The organism is Streptomyces sp. SID13666 (assembly GCF_010548325.1).
Classification (GTDB): domain Bacteria; phylum Actinomycetota; class Actinomycetes; order Streptomycetales; family Streptomycetaceae; genus Actinacidiphila; species Actinacidiphila fildesensis.
This window is the reverse complement of record NZ_JAAGLX010000012.1, coordinates 167,191-182,640: the sequence shown is the minus strand read 5'-3', so window position 1 is coordinate 182,640 and position 15,450 is coordinate 167,191. Positions and strand designations below refer to the sequence as shown.

Annotated in this window: 13 protein-coding genes; 3 read left to right on the top strand and 10 right to left on the bottom strand. The window is 72.2% G+C overall.

All coding sequences use genetic code 11. The features are described 5' to 3' along the window. Positions 1-7 precede the first annotated feature (7 nt). The 5 genes from G3I60_RS18455 to G3I60_RS18435 are packed head-to-tail and all read right to left on the bottom strand — an operon-like array spanning position 8 to position 6,496. Positions 8-2,122, bottom strand: a complete 2,115-nt coding sequence (locus G3I60_RS18455; RefSeq protein WP_164294215.1) for an endo-beta-N-acetylglucosaminidase — start codon at positions 2,120-2,122, stop codon at positions 8-10. Continuing rightward, positions 2,119-3,387, bottom strand: coding sequence for a glycosyl hydrolase (locus G3I60_RS18450; protein ID WP_164294216.1), 1,269 nt, complete (start codon positions 3,385-3,387; stop codon positions 2,119-2,121). Before G3I60_RS18450 ends, G3I60_RS18455 begins: the two co-directional genes overlap by 4 nt. Positions 3,388-3,429: 42 nt before the next feature. Beyond that, complete coding sequence (locus tag G3I60_RS18445) at positions 3,430-4,263, bottom strand: carbohydrate ABC transporter permease (RefSeq protein WP_164294217.1); 834 nt, start codon at positions 4,261-4,263, stop codon at positions 3,430-3,432. A 1-nt stretch (position 4,264) separates the two neighbouring features. After that, positions 4,265-5,140: a carbohydrate ABC transporter permease gene (locus tag G3I60_RS18440; protein ID WP_164294218.1), complete on the bottom strand. Its 876-nt coding sequence runs from the start codon at positions 5,138-5,140 to the stop codon at positions 4,265-4,267. A 15-nt stretch (positions 5,141-5,155) separates the two neighbouring features. Then, the gene (locus G3I60_RS18435; protein ID WP_164607495.1) at positions 5,156-6,496 is read right to left on the bottom strand and encodes an ABC transporter substrate-binding protein; all 1,341 of its coding nucleotides are present in this window, start codon (positions 6,494-6,496) and stop codon (positions 5,156-5,158) included. Between the two features lie 222 nt (positions 6,497-6,718). Between G3I60_RS18435 and G3I60_RS18430 the strand changes: the two genes are divergently transcribed. Next, complete coding sequence (locus G3I60_RS18430; protein ID WP_138353835.1) at positions 6,719-7,774, top strand: LacI family DNA-binding transcriptional regulator; 1,056 nt, start codon at positions 6,719-6,721, stop codon at positions 7,772-7,774. Between the two features lie 187 nt (positions 7,775-7,961). Here the strand turns inward: G3I60_RS18430 and G3I60_RS18425 are convergent, their stop codons facing one another. From G3I60_RS18425 to G3I60_RS18410, 4 genes are all read right to left on the bottom strand, one after another. Continuing rightward, the gene (locus G3I60_RS18425) at positions 7,962-9,392 is read right to left on the bottom strand and encodes a hypothetical protein (RefSeq protein WP_164294220.1); all 1,431 of its coding nucleotides are present in this window, start codon (positions 9,390-9,392) and stop codon (positions 7,962-7,964) included. Between the two features lie 177 nt (positions 9,393-9,569). Beyond that, entirely contained in the window at positions 9,570-10,223 is a 654-nt protein-coding gene (locus G3I60_RS18420; protein WP_138353837.1) for a cytochrome b/b6 domain-containing protein, read from the bottom strand. Continuing rightward, positions 10,207-10,965 (bottom strand): molybdopterin-dependent oxidoreductase, encoded by a 759-nt coding sequence (locus tag G3I60_RS18415; RefSeq protein WP_138353838.1) that lies wholly within the window; start codon positions 10,963-10,965, stop codon positions 10,207-10,209. The genes G3I60_RS18420 and G3I60_RS18415 overlap by 17 nt, the downstream gene beginning before the upstream one ends. A gap of 52 nt (positions 10,966-11,017) precedes the next feature. After that, positions 11,018-11,827 (bottom strand): alpha/beta fold hydrolase, encoded by an 810-nt coding sequence (locus G3I60_RS18410; protein WP_164294221.1) that lies wholly within the window; start codon positions 11,825-11,827, stop codon positions 11,018-11,020. Positions 11,828-11,993: 166 nt separating this feature from the next. Here G3I60_RS18410 and G3I60_RS18405 point away from each other — a divergent pair, with 166 nt between their 5' ends. Beyond that, entirely contained in the window at positions 11,994-13,331 is a 1,338-nt protein-coding gene (locus G3I60_RS18405) for a PLP-dependent aminotransferase family protein (RefSeq protein ID WP_164607493.1), read from the top strand. Positions 13,332-13,383: 52 nt separating this feature from the next. On the opposite strand, the gene G3I60_RS18400 is transcribed toward G3I60_RS18405, so the two are convergent. Then, entirely contained in the window at positions 13,384-14,517 is a 1,134-nt protein-coding gene (locus tag G3I60_RS18400) for a PLP-dependent cysteine synthase family protein (protein WP_343241044.1), read from the bottom strand. A gap of 405 nt (positions 14,518-14,922) precedes the next feature. Here G3I60_RS18400 and G3I60_RS18395 point away from each other — a divergent pair, with 405 nt between their 5' ends. Beyond that, a complete protein-coding gene (locus G3I60_RS18395; RefSeq protein WP_138353842.1) occupies positions 14,923-15,384 on the top strand; it encodes an ATP-binding protein in 462 nt (153 codons plus the stop codon). Positions 15,385-15,450 lie beyond the last annotated feature (66 nt).

Below are 15,450 nucleotides of genomic sequence, written 5' to 3'. Positions count from 1 at the left end.
GGTTTCCTTAGATCCAGGTGAACGCGGCGGACGACGGGGCGGATGAGGTGAACAGCTCGCCGACGGCGCGGACTTCGAGCCGGGTGACGGCCTCACCGGCGGTACGCCGCAGGGCGGGCAGGTAGTAGGCGGTGCCGGGTGTCCCGCCGAGGAAGCGCCGGCCGCCCCCGGGCAGCACCTGGTGCACCTCGTAGTGCCGGACCGGACCGGCCGAGCGGCGCCAGCCGATGCGCAGGGCGGCCGAGGTGCCGTCCGCGGCGGTGGCCGAGGAGGTGACGGCCGGCAGGCCGGGCCGGGCGGGGGGTTTCGGAGCGGCATCGCGCACCGCGATACCGCCGAGCCGCCAGCGGACCGCCGTGCCGCCGGATCCGGTGAGCCGGACGCCGAGGACGTGCAGGACGTTTCCGTGCGGCTGTCCCAGCCGTACGGTCGCCGTGGTCCAGCCGCGGCCGCCGGCGGGCAGGGACCCGGCGGGGACGTACCGGAAGCGCGGCGGCGTGCCGGGCGTGCCCGGGCCGTCGAGGGCGACGGCCACCTCCACCCGGACCGGGCCGGAACCGGGGTCGGTGCGGTGGGTCAGTTCCACCACCGCGCCACCCGTCAGCGGCAGTCGGGCGGCGTACAGCTCCAGCGTGGCCGGGGCGTCGAGCGCTCCGTCCACCAGCAGGCTGCTGCCGCCGCGCCAGGCGTCGGCGAAGTCGAAGGCCACCGCCGGCCGGGCGCCGGCGGTGTGCACCACCCAGCGGCGGCCGGGCAGCCGGTCCTGCAGACCGAGGTGGTTCCAGGCGGTGTCGGAGGACGCGGTGCCGTGCTCGTACCAGCGCAGGCCGTGCCCGGTGTTGAAGGTGGTCGCGAACGGCAGCGCGGTGAGCGTGGAGCGGTCGGCGACGGATTCGGCCGGTGCCCGCCAGCCTCCGGTGCCGCCGCGCGGCGCCGAGGGATCAAGTGAGGGGCCGGTCCAGAAGCGGTCGTCGCGGGCGTGGAAGTCGCCGGGCGCGCGCCGGTCCGCCGGCAGACTCGTCCAGGTCCACTCGGGGCGGTAGAAGCCGTACGACGTGACATGCCGCGCGTCGGCGGGGACGATCGCGTCCCAGTCGACCGGGGTGTCCCAGCCGCGGGACTCGACATCGATGCCGGCCCACAGCGCGTAGCGGCTGCGGTCCAGTTCCCCGGCGAGGGTGCCGGAGGCGGCGAGGCCGGACCTGCTCCAGTCGAAGTTGACGAACATCGTGTCGGCGGCGGTGAAGAACTCCTGGTTGCGCGGGTTGAGTTCGTTCTGCCAGTCGACGGCTCCGGTGTCGGTCATCGCGTCGTACCAGGTGACGCGCAGGCCGTGGCCGTGGGCGCGCAGGTACTGGACGAAGTCCCGCATGGCGGTGGCGAGCGCCGCGTCCCCGCCGCCGGTCTCGGCGTTGATGAACCAGCCGTCGAAGCCGTACGCCCGCGCGACCCGGATCAGCTGGTCCGCGATCGGGAACCGGCCGTCGGCACCGCGCTGGACGAGGTCGCGGGTCCACCGCAGATCGCCGCCGTAGGCGACCGGTGGCAGGAAGACGGTGCCCAGCACGGGCACCCCGTTGCGGTGCGCGGCGTCCACCACGGGCGCGTTGGGGGCGAGGATCAGGCCCTCGCCGGAGGAGCCGCCCCAGAACACCAGCTCGTCCAGGTAAGCCCAGTGCGTCAGGGCGTAGTAGTCGGCGGTGGCGGAGCCCTGGGAGGGGTTGCCCGCGGTGTGGTCGAACGCGGCCAGGCCGGAGATCCGCGCCTGGCCGGTGCGGGCCGTGGTGTTGGCGGGCGGCGGCGCGAAGCGGGCCGCGAGCGGGACGCTCGCGGTGTTGAACGCCAGGTCCGGGTCGGTCTCCGGCGTCCACGCCTTGAGGCTGCGCCACTGGATGCCGTCACCAGGTGTCCCGGCGGGGAGGCTGTCGGGAAACCAGTACGAGGCGTGGGGCTGCAGGTTCCGGGCGGTTCCTGCTGCCGCGCTGGCGGCCGGCAGGCCGGGCGCCAGGAGGAGGCCCGCGGTGCCGGCCCCGGCGATCAGGACCCGGCGGCGGGAGGGCCGGGACCGGTCCGCGGCGGGGAGGGCGGAGGCGGGGTCGGCAGAGCTGCGGTGCTCGGTCATCGGTGCGCTCCCTTGGGGTGTTCGACCTGATCGACGGTGAGGACCTCGGTGATGCCACGGGCCGCCAGATGACCGGCGTCGCCCGCGAGTTCGGCGAGTACGGCGGTGGGCCGGGCACCAGTGGCGGCCAGTCGCATCCACGCCTCGAAGAATGCCCCGCCGGGCGCGCACACGGAGCGGGCGGGCGCGCTCACCCGGTCGCCCGCGTCGACCACCAGCGCGGTGGTGCGCGGCGCCGGGCGGTGCTCGCGCCCGCGCCACTGTTCGACGGCGCGGGCGACGGCCGCGCCCGCCGGCTTGACCGTGCGGTCGGTGGTGAGCAGTCCCAGGCTGTACTCCAGCTCGGGGAAGTCCGCGAGCGCGCGGTCCACGTCGTGCGAGCACCACCAGGTGACGCCCCACACGTCCGGGCAGTCCAGCGCCGCGGCGATGGTGGCCTCGGTGAACTCGGCGGCGTGGCCGGCCGGGATGTGCGGGGCGGGCGCGCCCACCTCCTGCAGCCACACCGGCCGGTGCGGGTCGGTGGCCCAGGCCTTCGACAGTTCGATCAGATAGGCGGCGTGCTGCTCGGTGGCGGTGCCGGTACGGCCGTGGCGCTGCGCGGTGCCGTTGAACACCCAGGAGTGGACGGCGGTCGCGGCACCCAGCTGGGCGGAGTGGCCGGGGGTGAAGGGGTGGTCGTCCTGGTACCAGGCCGCGTCGTAGGACGCGTGCAGATGGAACTTGCCGGGCGCGCCCTCCTCGCATGCGGCCAGCACCTTCCGCAGCCAGGACGCGGCCTGGGCGGGGGTGATCCGGTCGGGGTCGGGGTGCGGTCCTGAGGAGAACTGGTTGATCTCGTTGCCGATGGTCATGCCCAGGAAGCCGGGCCGGCCGGCGAGCGCCGCCGCGAGCGTGCGCAGATAGCTGACCTCGCCGTCGATGACGTCGGGGTCGGTGAAGAGGTTGCGGCGGTGCCAGGTGGTGGTCCAGGAGGGGATGAAGTCGAAGCTGGACAAGTGGCCCTGCAGCCCGTCGACCGCGGTGTCGAGGCCGCGCTCGGCGGCCGCGTCGACCAGCTGGACGAGCTGTTCGACGGCGCGCGGCCTGATCAGGGTGCGGTTCGGCTGGAAGACCGGCCAGAGCGGGAAGACCCGGATGTGGTCGAGGCCGAGGGCGGCGATGGAGTCCAGGTCGGCGCGGACTTCGTCGAGGTCGAAGTCGAGCCAGTGGTGGAACCAGCCGCGCGTGGGCGTGTAGTTGACGCCGAAGCGCATTGCGTTCATCCGGTGCGGTGTCCTCAGTGCGGGGAGAGGGGGAGCGGAGGCTCAGCCCTTGACGGCGCCTTCGCCCACGCCGCGGAAGAAGTACCGCTGCAGGCAGGCGAACATGACGATGAGCGGGGCTACAGCGATGATGGTCCCGGCGGCGACGAGCCTGGGGTTGTTGGCGAACGTGCCGTGCAGGAAGTTCAGCCCGACGGTCAGCGTGTACTTGTCCGGGTCGGACAGCACGATCAGCGGCCAGAGGAAGTCGTCCCAGGCGCCCATGAACGAGAAGATCGCCACGACCGCCAGCGTGCCCTTGACCGAGGGCAGCGCGATCCGTACGAAGCGCTGCCAGACGTTGGCGCCGTCGATGACGGCGGCCTCCTCGATCTCGTACGGGAGGTGGCTGAACGCGTTCCGCATCAGCAGCACGTTCATCGCGCCGATGCAGCCGGGCAGCACGACGGCGATGAGGGTGTTGTTCAGCTGCAGATCGCGCATGGTGGTGAACTGCGCGATGAAGATGGACTCGAACGGCACCAGCAGTGCCATGACGAAGGCGGTGGTCGCGAGCTTGCGGCCGCGGAAGCGCAGCCGGGCGAGTGCGTAGCCGGCCAGGGCGGAGCCCAGGCAGTTGGTGACGACGCTGGCCGCCGCGACCTTGAGCGAGTTCAGGGCGTACTCCCAGACCGGGATGATGTCCGCGACGCCCGAGTAGTTGTCCAGCGTCGGATGCTCGGGGAGCAGCTTCGGCGGGTAGCTGTACATGTCCTCGGTCGGGCCCTTGAGCGAGGTGCTCAGCTGCCACAGGAACGGGCCGATGGTGACGGCCAGGACGGCGAACAGCAGGACGTAGCGGAGGACGAGCTGCCAGCGGGGCATACGGCCACCCATGTCACTCACCGTCCTTGCGGTCGGCGCGCAGCACCAGCAGCATCAGGACCAGCGTGACCACGAAGATCACCACGGAGAGCGCGGAGGCGTATCCGGTGCGCCCCGACAGTCCGGTGCCGACGCGCTGGACGAGCATGACGATGGTGGTGTCCTCGCCGGCCGGCCCGCCGGTCGGACCCGCCATCAGATAGACCTCGGTGAAGACCTTGAAGGCCGCCACCGACGACAGCGCGCCGACCAGCACCATGGTGGAGCGGACCGCCGGGACGGTGATGCTGACGAAGCGGCGGACCGCTCCGGCACCGTCCACGGCGGCCGCCTCGTGCAGTTCCTTCGGCACGTTGGCCAGCGCCGCCAAGTAAATGATCATGTAGTAGCCGAGGCCTTTCCACACCGTCAGCGCCATCGCGCTGAACAGCAGCAGCCACTGGTCGCTGAGGAACTCCACCGGGCCGGTCCCGAAGTACCCGAGGATCCCGTTGACCAGCCCGCGGTCGTCCAGCATCCACACCCAGATGAGCGCGACCACGACGACCGACGCGACGACCGGGGTGTAGAAGGAGGAGCGGAAGAACGCGATGCCGGGGACCTGCTTCTGGACGAGCAGGGCCAGCAGGAGCGGCAGCAGCACGGTGCACGGCACCACGAGCAGCACGTACAGCGTGCTGTTGCGCAGCCCGGTCCAGAACTGCTCGTCGTCCAGCATGTCCTGGAAGTTCCGCAGCCCCACCCAGTGGCCCGGGGTCAGGGTGCGGGCGTCGGTGAAGGCCGTGCCGACGGTGCTGATGAACGGGTAGAGGCTGAACGCGGCGATGATCACCAGGCCGGGCAGCAGGAACAGCCAGGGGCTGGCGGCCCGGTGGGTCCGTGCACTCATGTCGGGTCCGCCCGCTCAGTTCTGCTTGAGCAGCTTGTCGCTCTGGCTGACCGCGTCGTCCAGAGCCTGCTGCGGCGACTTCTTGCCCTGCAGCGCCTTCGCCACCTCGTTCTTGAGGATGGTCTTCATCTCGTCGGTCATCACGACCGGCGTGTAGTTCACCGCGCCCTTGAGCAGCCGCGCGGAGGCGACCCGGATGCGGCCCTCGTCGGTGCCGTCGTCCTGGGTCCAGTACGGCTGGTCCAGCGAGCCGGCGGTGCTCGGGAAGATCGCGACCTTGTGCGCGAACGACTCCTGGTTCTGCTTGTCGGTGATGAAGTGCGCGAAGGCGATGGCCGCGGCCTTGTGCTTGCTCTTGCTGTTCACCGCCATGCCCATCACGTACATGTTGGGGTGGCCGGTGTTGTTGGGCGCGTCGGTGATGCCGAGGTTCTTGTACAGGTCGGGCGCGTTCTGCTTGAAGGTGCCCAGGTCGTGCGCGCTGCCCGGATTCATCGCGACCTTCTGCTGCAGGAACTTCTGGCCGACGGCGTCCGGGCCGCTGGTCAGTGCCTGGGAGTCGAGGCCGCCGTTCTTGAACAGCTCCAGGTACTTGGTGAGCAGCTCGGTGCCCTTGGCGTCGTTGTACGTGAACTTGGTCGCGTCGGCGTTCATCAGCGGGACGCCGTAGCGGCCGAAGTCCTCGATGGACGGGGTGCCCGCGAGGGTGGCGGTCTTCCCGCCGGACTTCACCGCGATGGTGTTGGCGTCCGCGAAGAGCTCGTCGTAGGTCTTCGGCGGCTTGGCCGGGTCGAGGCCGGCCTTCTGGAACAGCGTCTTGTTGTAGAAGAGCGGGCCGGTGTTGAGGTACCAGGGGAAGGCGTACGAGCCCTCCAGACCCGGCAGTTCATTGCCCTTCCACGCCTCGGGCGTGTAGTCGCCCTTGAACTTGGCAGCGGCGGGCTCCTTGTCCAGGCTCATGATCACGCCGGCCTTGGCCAGCGGGTACGACAGGTCGGGCGAGACGTTGTCGACGTCGGGGAGCGTGCCGCCTGCCGCGTCCGCGCTGAGCTTGTCCGCGTAGTTCTCGGCGGGCTGGTCGAGCCACTTCACATGGACGCCGGGGTTCTGCTTCTCGAAGTCCTTGGCCAGGCCCTCGAAGTAGTCCTTGTAGTTCGCCCGCAGGTTCCAGGTCTGGAAGCTGATGTCGCCCTCGATCTTGCCGTCGGCACTGCTGCCGGCATCGTCCCCGCCGGATCCACAGGCGGTCAGCGTCAGCGCCGACAGCAGCAGGGGGACGACGACAACGGCTGTTCTACGGGTGGCGCCGCGGCTGCTGCCGCGCTCTCCACGGGTTCTTCCACTGGATACGGACATGGCTGACAAGCTCCTTCGCTCGGGCCAGGAGGGGGGCGACGTAAGGCTGCACCCGCGTTGCGAGCAACGTCAACGGTTAACCGGAGATGAATTCGCGCCATCTCACATATGTGCAGGTGAGAGCAGTTCAGGCCACAAAACTAATGCGCTTTAGTAGTCATTAGCTCAAGCGCATTAGTAGCCGGTCGCACTCCGGCCCCGGGAGTAGGACATAATCCAGCCATGGATCCCGTGCGCCGCACTCCGGCCCGCCGACCGACGATGAAGGACATCGCGCAGCGCGCGGGTGTCTCCGAAAGCGCCGTGTCCTTCGCGCTCAACGACCGGCCCGGCGTCTCCCCCGCCACCCGCGACCGGGTCCGCCGGGTCGCGGAACAGCTGGGCTGGCGCCCCAGCACCGCGGCGCGGGCGCTGTCCGGGGAGGGCGCCGCCACCGTCGGCCTGGTCCTGGCCCGGCCGGCGCACACGCTCGGCGTCGAGTCGTTCTTCCTGCAACTCGTCTCGGGCATCCAGGAGGTGCTGGCGCGGCGTCATCTCGGGCTGCTCTTCCAGGTCGTCGAGGATCTCGGCGAGGAGTGCGCGATCTACCGCCGCTGGTGGGCCGAACGCCGGGTCGACGGACTGCTCGTCGTCGACCCCCGGCTCGACGACCCGCGGCCGGCGCTGCTCGACGAACTCGGCCTGCCCGCCGTCGTGATCGGCGCGCTCGCCCCGGGCACACCCGCGCACTCCGGCATCTCCACCGTGTGGGCCGACGACGCGGGCGCCATGGCCTCGATCGTCGACCATCTGTACGGGCTGGGGCACCGCAGGATCCTGCACATCGCCGGCCTGCCGCACCTCGCGCACACCCAGCGCCGGATCCGGTCCCTGCACGCCGAGGCCGCCCGCCGCGGGCTGCCCGACGTCCACTCCATCAGCACCGACTACTCGGACACCGAGGGCGCCGAGGCCACCCGCCGGGCCCTCGCCCGGCCCCGGCCGCCGACCGCGATCGTCTACGACAACGACGTCCTGGCCATGGCCGGTCTCGCCGTCGCCAACGAGCGCGGCCTCGCGGTCCCCGGCGATCTGTCCCTCGTGGCCTGGGACGACTCCGTGCTCTGCCGCAGCGCGCACCCCGCGCTGACCGCGCTCGTCCGCGACACCAGCAGCTTCGGCCGCCATGCCGCCGAGCAGTTGCTCAGCCTCCTGGACGGGAACCCCGCCCGCGAGATCCAGGACGACCTGCCGCGCCTCATGGCCCGCGCGAGCACGGCGCCGCCGCCCGGTAGCTAGGGCGTGTTGCGCAAGTCCCGGCTGGCCCACGACGCCTGGCACGCACCCTCGCCGCGTTGTCGGGCTCGCCCACGTACGTCCGGTACGAGGACGACCCTCCGCCTTGCGAGCGCACCCACCGGACGCCGTGGGCCACGCCCTCCGGGCGAACAGCGCTCCTTTCGCGACACGCCCTAGCTTCCGTTCGTCAGCGGTACTCGGCCAGCCGGGGGCGGATTCCCAGCAGGACGAGGACCGCCGCGGCGGCCAGCGCGCCGGCGGGGACCGCGGGCCAGCCGGCGAGGGCCGAGCGGGCGCGGCCGGTGTGCAGGTCGAAGTCGGACCGCTGGTGGTCCGCGAGCGCGTCCAGGGTGGTGGCGAAGTCCCAGAAGTCGAACGCGACCTGGCCGCGGCCGACTTCGGTGAGCACCGTGACCGCCTCGTCGAGCCGGCCGGCGGCGCGCAGGTCGCGCAGCTTCCGGTCGTCGGCGCGGAAGTGGCCGTAGCGGGTGAGGACGTCCTGGTAGGCGGGGCGCTCCGCGGCCGTGGCGTACGACTCGGGGGCGAGGAGCACGTCGAGCCGGCGGGTGAGCGTGTCGAACCGCTCGCGCTGGTAGCCGGCCGAGTCGGTGTCGTGGACCAGCCAGCGGCTCTGGGTGGCGGCGGCATCGGCGGCCACCGCGCGGGCCTCGGCCAGCCGGGACCAGGGACGCAGTCCCTCCCGGCCCGCGGCGCCGACCTCGGACGCCGCCGAGGCGAAGGAGAGCGCGCCCGCCAGGGTGACGACCAGCGCGGCGACCGTGGCGGCGACCAGCGCCGGGTTGAAGACCCGCCGGTAGCGGCGGGCGAGGTCCCGCTGCCACCACAGGAGGAAGCCGAGGGTGAGAACACCGAGCACCCCGACGAGGCCCGCCGACCATTTCGCGCTGTCCTGTGTCTCCGACTCCAGGTGCGCGGCCTGCTGGGCGTAGGTCTCCGACAGCGCCGCCGCGACGGGCAGCAGCTCGTTGCGCAGTACGTCGGCGGCCTCGGAGGACAGGGCGACGGCGGCGTGCGGCGGAGTTCCCGCCGGGCGGTTGGGCTGGGTCTCGTCCACGTAGGAGGAGCGGGCGCTGGCGTCGTCGTAGCGGCCGAGCGCGTCGAGCAGGGAGCGGACCCGGTCGCCCTGGGCGGGGTCGGCACCGAGCTGCCGCAGCAGTCCGCTGACCTCGGTGCGGCGCTGCTGCGCGGTGATCAGTGCGAGCAGCCGGTTGCCGACCTCCACGTCCGGCTGGAGCGCCGAGTGGCCCGGCACCAGGGAGTTGGCCCGCTGGGCGTCGAGGTCGGCGAGCGCGAACCGCAGTTCGGCGGCGACGGCCGCCCGCTGGGAAACGGTCGTGCCCAGGTCGGAGGCGTCGCCCCGGACGTCGACCGCGCCGAGGACGGCGGCAGCGCAGAGCGCGGCGAGCGCGGCCAGGGCGATCACGGCCGACACGACGAGCCGTACGGGACCGGTGAGCGGCAGCCGCGGACGCGGCGCCCGGGAGCGCCGGGCGCGCGGCGGCGGGGTGGGCGGCGCGGCCGGTCCGCCGGCCGGCGCGGCCCGCGGCTCCTCGGTCGCGGACAGCCGCTGGACCGGCGGCGCCTGAGAGGTCGTCATATCGCGACGCTAGGCGCGTGCCCGGAAAGGAGGGTGTCCCACCGGCGGACTCCAGGTGACCGGCCCGTAACAGCTAGGAACGGAGGCCGCCCCTCCGCAGAGCCGGCCCGCGGCCGGCCCCGCCGCCCACCCCGTCAGTCCGTCAACTCCGTCAGGCCGTCAACTCTGTCAGCCCGCTCAGTCCTTGTCGTCCGGCTTCCACAGCGAGTGTTCGCGCCGCGCCCACCACGAGGCCACGCTTCCGGTCCGCATGCCCAGCCGCGCCTCCGGGTCCTTACTGGCCATCCAGACGTGTCCGGTGATGCCGGCGGCGAGCAGCAGTGCCAGCCAGTCGTGGACGAAGGTGGCGCCGGTCCGCCAGAGCACCGGGGCGAGGTGGGTGAACCACATCAGCAGCCCGGTGCCGATCATCACCAGCACCGCTCCCGCGATGAAGGCCGAGTAGAGCTTCTGGCCCGCGTTGAACTTGCCCGCGGGCACTCCCTCCTTGCTGCGCTTGCGCAGTACGGTGCGCAGCCAGTGCCAGTCGTGCCGGCCGAAGCGGTTGAGCCGGCTCAGGTCGGCTCGCAGCGCGCGGAAGAACATCCCCGCGATCAGCGGCGCCGGGAGCATCAGGCCGGACCACTCATGGACGGTCACCACCAGCCGCCGTCTGCCGACGAGTTCGGAGAGCGGGGGCAGATAGAGACAGGCGGCGGTGAAGACACAGATGCCCATCAGCCAGGCGGTGCCGCGGTGCACCCAGCGTTCCGCGCGGCTGAAGCGGCGCAGCCGCCGTGCCGGCTGCCGTGGGGCGGTCGGTGCGGCCGGGGCGTCAGGAAGTGGGGTCATCGGACCGTCCGTTCGACTTTCCGACCCAGGCGTCGACGTCGTAGCCGAGCTTCTCCCAGTAACCGGGTTCGACGCTCTTGGTGAGGGTGATCCCCGAGAGCCACTTCGCGGACTTGTAGAAGTACATGGGCGCCGCGTAGAGCCGGACCGGGCCGCCGTGGGCGTGGGTGACCGGCTTGTCCTGCATCGTGAGCGCCACCATGACGTCGCTGCGGCGGGCCTGCTGCAGCGTGAGGCTCTCGGTGTAGGCGCCGTCGAAGCAGTCGAACCGGATGGCGGTCGCCTCCGGCCGCACCCCTGAGGCGGCCAGCAGCGCGGAGAGCCGCACACCGGAGAAGGCGGTCTTCGGCACCCGCCAGCCGGTCACGCACTGGACGTCGTGCACCAGCCGCTGCTGCGGCATGGCCTGCAGGTCGGCGAGCCGGTAGGTCATGGGGCGGTCGACCAGCCCGCCGACCGTGAGCCGGTAGTTCTCGGCGTTGCGCTTGGGCACCGACGAGGTGACCGAGTAGTAGCGGAATCCCCCGCCGCCGGGCAGCAGTCCCGTCACCCCGGTGGGGTCCTTGGCGCTCACCTCGGCGAGCACCGCGTCGATACGGTCCTGCACATGGCTGCCCAGCGCGACCCCCGCGGCGCCCAGCCCCAGCATTCCCAGCACGACGCGCCGCCCGACCGGCGCACCGTGCCGTTCGTTCTCTTCCCCCGGGTCGTCGGGGGCATCGTCCACGCGGGGTTCTTCCATAGGTCGATTCGAGCACGTCGAACAGCCGCTGGCCAGGGGCGGCGCCCTGACGTCAGGCTTTCGTCATAACTCGGGTCAGGAAGCGGTCCAGCGCCGCGTTGAATTCGTCCGGGCGTTCGAGGTTCGGCAGATGGGCGGCACCCTCGATGACGACCAGCTCGGATCCGGCGATCCGCCGGTGCATGGCCTCCGCGTCGGCGACCGGGGTGTACTCGTCGTCCCGGCCGACCACGACGAGGGCGGGCACGGCGATCCGGCCCAGCAGGTCCACGTAGTCGGGTCGTTCGGCGCGCCCCCGCAGGGCCGCCGCCGCCCCCTCGGGCGGAGCGCCGTACATCATCCCGCGCACATGGTCGGCGACGGCGGGCAGCGCCGCGATGTTGTGGGGCGCGACCATCTTGGACAGCACCTCGTCGGTGTACCCCTTCAGCCCCTCGCGCACCAGCCGTTCCGCCATGTCACGCCGTACCCGCTTGCCGTCCTCGGTCTCGGCCTCCGGGAAGGTGTCGGCGAGCAGCAGGCCGCGGACCCGGTCGGGGAAGAGCCGGCAGAACTCCATGACGATCTGGCCGCCCATCGACAGACCGCCGATGACGACCCGGTCCAGGCCGAGGTGGTCGAGCAGGGCCGCGATGTCCCGGGCGAAGGTCTCCAGCGGGGTCGTGCCGGGGACGACGGTGGTGGCGCCGTAGCCGCGGAGGTCGGGGGCGACGACCCGCCGTTCTCCGGCGAATGCACCGACCTGGGGTGCCCACATCGAGCGGTCGAAGGGATGGCCGTGGACCAGGACCAGCGGGTCGCCCGCACCCGCGTCCTCGTATCCGACGGTGATGCCGTTGACCTGTGCCGTTGCCGCCGTCATCGCGCTCTCCACCGGTACTTTCTCTTTCGTCCGGCCGCGTTGTCCGTCGCGGCCGGTCCCCGTACCGCCCTGGTGGCCGGTCCCCCGCCCGATGTTAGGACTGGCCCTGAGGGAGTGCAATGTTTATCTTGTTCTCGGTGCAATATGGAACGGGACGGAGCGCGTGATGGAGGACTACCGGGCGGTCGCCGACGCGGTCGCGGCGGACATCGGCGCCGGCCGGCTGCGGCCGGGCGACCGGCTCGCCACGCAGCGCGCGTTCGCCCGCCGGCACGGCATCGCGAACTCGACGGCGAACCGGGTCTACCGCGAACTGGGCCGGCGCGGCCTGGTGGTCGGCGAGGTCGGGCGCGGCACGTTCGTCCGGGCCGCCCCGCGGACGCCGGGGCCGGCACTGGCCGAGCCGGCCGCCGCGCCGGTCGACCTGGAGCTGAACTACCCGGTGGTGGCGGGGCAGACCGCCCTGCTGGGCGAGGGGCTCGGCCGGCTGCTGCGGACCGATGTACTGGCGGACGCCCTGCGGCCGGTGGGCCCGGCCGGCACTCCTCCGGCGCGCGAGGCGGCTGCCGCGCTGCTCACCGGGGCCGGCTGGGCACCGGATCCGGCGCGGGTGCTCTTCGCCGGCAACGGCCGGCAGGCGATCGCCGCCGCCGTCGCCGCACTGGTGCCCACCGGCGGCCGCCTCGGCGTGGAAGCGCTCACCTATCCGGTGGTGAAGGCCATCGCCGCCCGGCTCGGCGTCACCCTCGTCCCGCTCGCCCAGGACGAGAACGGACTGCTGCCCGACGCCCTGCTGGCCGCCCATCGCAGCGCCCCGCTGGCCGCCGTCTACCTCCAGCCGACCCTGCACAATCCGCTGGCGACGACGATGCCGGAGCGGCGCCGCGCCGAACTCGCCGACGTGCTGCGCCGTACCGGTGTGCACGCGGTGGAGGACACCATCTGGGCCTTCCTGTCCGACGGCCCGCCCCCGCTGGCCGCCTGGGCCCCCGAGCACACCGTGGTCGTCGACAGCCTGTCCAAACGGCTCGCCCCGGGCCTCACCGTCGGCTTCGCCGTGACGCCCCCTGGCCTCACCGACCGGATCGCGACCGCGCTGCGCTCCGGCGCCTGGACATCGGCCGGCTTCGCGCTCGACGCGGCGACCGGCTGGATGACGGACGGCACGGTGGCGGCCGTCGGGCGTGCCAAGCGCGAGGACGTGACGCTGCGCCAGGAGATCGCGGCCCGGCGGCTCGCGGGCTTCCGGGTACGCACCGCCCCGTCCTGCTACTTCGTCTGGTGGGACCTGCCCGAGCCCTGGCGGGCCGAGACGTTCGTCGCCGCGGCGGCCCGGCGCGGTATCGCGGTGACCCCGGCCGCGGCGTTCGCCGTGGCTCCGCACAGCGCACCGAACGCGGTCCGGGTCGCCCTCGCCTCGCCGCCGCCCGACACGCTCTCCACGGCGCTCGGCACCCTCGCGGCGATCGCCGCCGGCTCCCCGGACGACGCGATGGTCGGCTGAAGCACCCGCTCGGAGAGATCGCCTGGAGGGACCGCCCGGAGGGGACGGGAGCTCAGCTCGGCCAGGCGCCCGTGGCGAGGAAGTGCTCGATGGCGGACGTGTACGGGGCGATGTCCAGGTGCTGCTCGGCGACCCAGTCGTCGGAGTAGTACTTGTCGAGGTAGCGGTCGCCGGGGTCGCAGATCAGGGTGACGACGCTGCCGGTCTCCCCCGCCGCGACCATCTCCGCGATGATCTTGAAGGCGCTCCACAGCCCGGTCCCCGTCGAGCCGCCGGCCTTGCGGCCGATCGCGGCGTCCAGCGCCCGCACCGCCGCGACCGACGCCGCGTCCGGCACCTTCATCATCCGGTCGATGGCGCCCGGCACGAAGCTCGGCTCCATGCGCGGCCGTCCGATGCCCTCGATCCGGGAGGAGGCGTCGCTGGTCACGCCCTGGTCGCCGGTGACCCAGCCGTCGAAGAAGCAGGAGTTCTCCGGGTCGGGGACACAGATCCGGGTGTCGCGCTGGGTGTAGTGGACGTAGCGGGCGATGGTGGCGGAGGTGCCGCCGGTCCCCGCGGTGGCGACGATCCAGGCCGGCTCGGGATACCGCTCCAGCTTCAGCTGCTCGAACATGGACTCGGCGATGTTGTTGTTGCCGCGCCAGTCGGTGGCTCGCTCGGCGTAGGTGAACTGGTCCATGTAGTGGCCGCCGGAGTCGGCGGCGAGCCGGGTGGACACCGCGTAGACGGTGTGCGGATCGTCCACCAAGTGGCACTGCCCGCCGTGGAATTCGATCAGCCGCTGCTTCTCCTGGCTCGTCGTCCGCGGGATCACCGCGATGAACGGGACCCCGATGAGCGTCGCGAAGTACGCCTCGGAGACCGCCGTCGAACCGCTGGACGCCTCGATCACCGGTTTGCCCGGCCGGATCCAGCCATTGCAGAGGCCGTACAGGAAGAGCGAACGGGCCAGCCGGTGTTTGAGGGAACCCGTCGGATGCGTCGACTCGTCCTTCAGATACAGGTCGATGCCCCATTCCAGGGGCAGCGGGAAGCGCAGCAGATGGGTGTCGGCCGAACGGTTGGAGTCCGCCTGGACCTTGCGGACGGCCTCCTTGAGCCACTCCCGGTACCCGTGGTCCGTCCTGTCCACGTCCACCGTGCGCGTACAGCCGCTGTCGTCCGCCTGCTCGATCGTGCCCACCGCGCCAGCCTCCGCTCGTGCCGGTCCCCGGCGGCACGCCGGGCTATTTCGGATCATAACGACCTGATCCGCCCCCCGTCGCGCACCAGGCAGCCGGTCGCCCCTCGCGGCCGGACCCGCTCGAAGGCACCCTGTCGCGCCCTTCGCGGGCGGAACGGAGCCGGCCTCCGCCGGGCCGCCGGAGCCGGAGTTCTGGCCGACGGACAGCGGGTCGGAGGGCCCCGCTGGAGGCGCGCGGCACCATGCGGGTTGCGGATCCCGCCACGGGGGGTGACTCTGAAGTCACATCACGGAGTACTGCAGCAGTCACTCTACGCATTTTCGCTCAGGTGTTCTCATTCCGAGCGGTTCAGGACACGGCTTCCGACACGGCGGCCGGCCCTCGCCGCGGAGGGAGTCGCAGCCGTGATCATGCAAGCCGACCGACAGTGCACGCTGGAACTCGAAGCACTGCCGTCCCGCATCCAGCAGATACGCCGAATCGTTGCAGCGCAGCTGCGTTACTGGCATCTCGACCCGCTGCTCGACACCGCCCTGCTGGGTATCACCGAACTGCTGGCGAACGTCTACCGGCACGCCGGATCCGACAAGCACTGTTCGGTCCAACTGACCCTCGTCTCGGGCCGGCTGACCGTATCCGTCCTGGACAGCGATCCCCAGCTGCCCCAGGTCAGCTCCCCCGAGCCGCTCGCCACCGGCGGCCGCGGGCTCGCCATGGTGGCGGCGCTCAGCGACAGTTGGGGAGCCGATCCGGTACCGGACGGCGGCAAGGTGGTCTGGTTCAGCCTGCATGTCGAGGCTCCGGCACCGGCGCCGCGCAGGCGCCCGGCAGCCCGGCGGGTTCCCGCCGTCGCCGCCGCGGCCTGACCTCCCGACGGCCCCGGCCGCCGTGTCCCCCTGTGCGGGACGCGGCGGCCGGGGCCGTGCCCGGGC

Coding starts and splice junctions, on each gene's coding strand:
- G3I60_RS18455 (WP_164294215.1), bottom strand. CDS start 2,122: ATGACCGAGCACCGCAGCTCTGCCGACCCCGCCTCCGCCCTCCCCGCC.
- G3I60_RS18450 (WP_164294216.1), bottom strand. CDS start 3,387: ATGAACGCAATGCGCTTCGGCGTCAACTACACGCCCACGCGCGGCTGG.
- G3I60_RS18445 (WP_164294217.1), bottom strand. CDS start 4,263: ATGGGTGGCCGTATGCCCCGCTGGCAGCTCGTCCTCCGCTACGTCCTG.
- G3I60_RS18440 (WP_164294218.1), bottom strand. CDS start 5,140: ATGAGTGCACGGACCCACCGGGCCGCCAGCCCCTGGCTGTTCCTGCTG.
- G3I60_RS18435 (WP_164607495.1), bottom strand. CDS start 6,496: ATGTCCGTATCCAGTGGAAGAACCCGTGGAGAGCGCGGCAGCAGCCGC.
- G3I60_RS18430 (WP_138353835.1), top strand. CDS start 6,719: ATGGATCCCGTGCGCCGCACTCCGGCCCGCCGACCGACGATGAAGGAC.
- G3I60_RS18425 (WP_164294220.1), bottom strand. CDS start 9,392: ATGACGACCTCTCAGGCGCCGCCGGTCCAGCGGCTGTCCGCGACCGAG.
- G3I60_RS18420 (WP_138353837.1), bottom strand. CDS start 10,223: ATGACCCCACTTCCTGACGCCCCGGCCGCACCGACCGCCCCACGGCAG.
- G3I60_RS18415 (WP_138353838.1), bottom strand. CDS start 10,965: ATGGAAGAACCCCGCGTGGACGATGCCCCCGACGACCCGGGGGAAGAG.
- G3I60_RS18410 (WP_164294221.1), bottom strand. CDS start 11,827: ATGACGGCGGCAACGGCACAGGTCAACGGCATCACCGTCGGATACGAG.
- G3I60_RS18405 (WP_164607493.1), top strand. CDS start 11,994: ATGGAGGACTACCGGGCGGTCGCCGACGCGGTCGCGGCGGACATCGGC.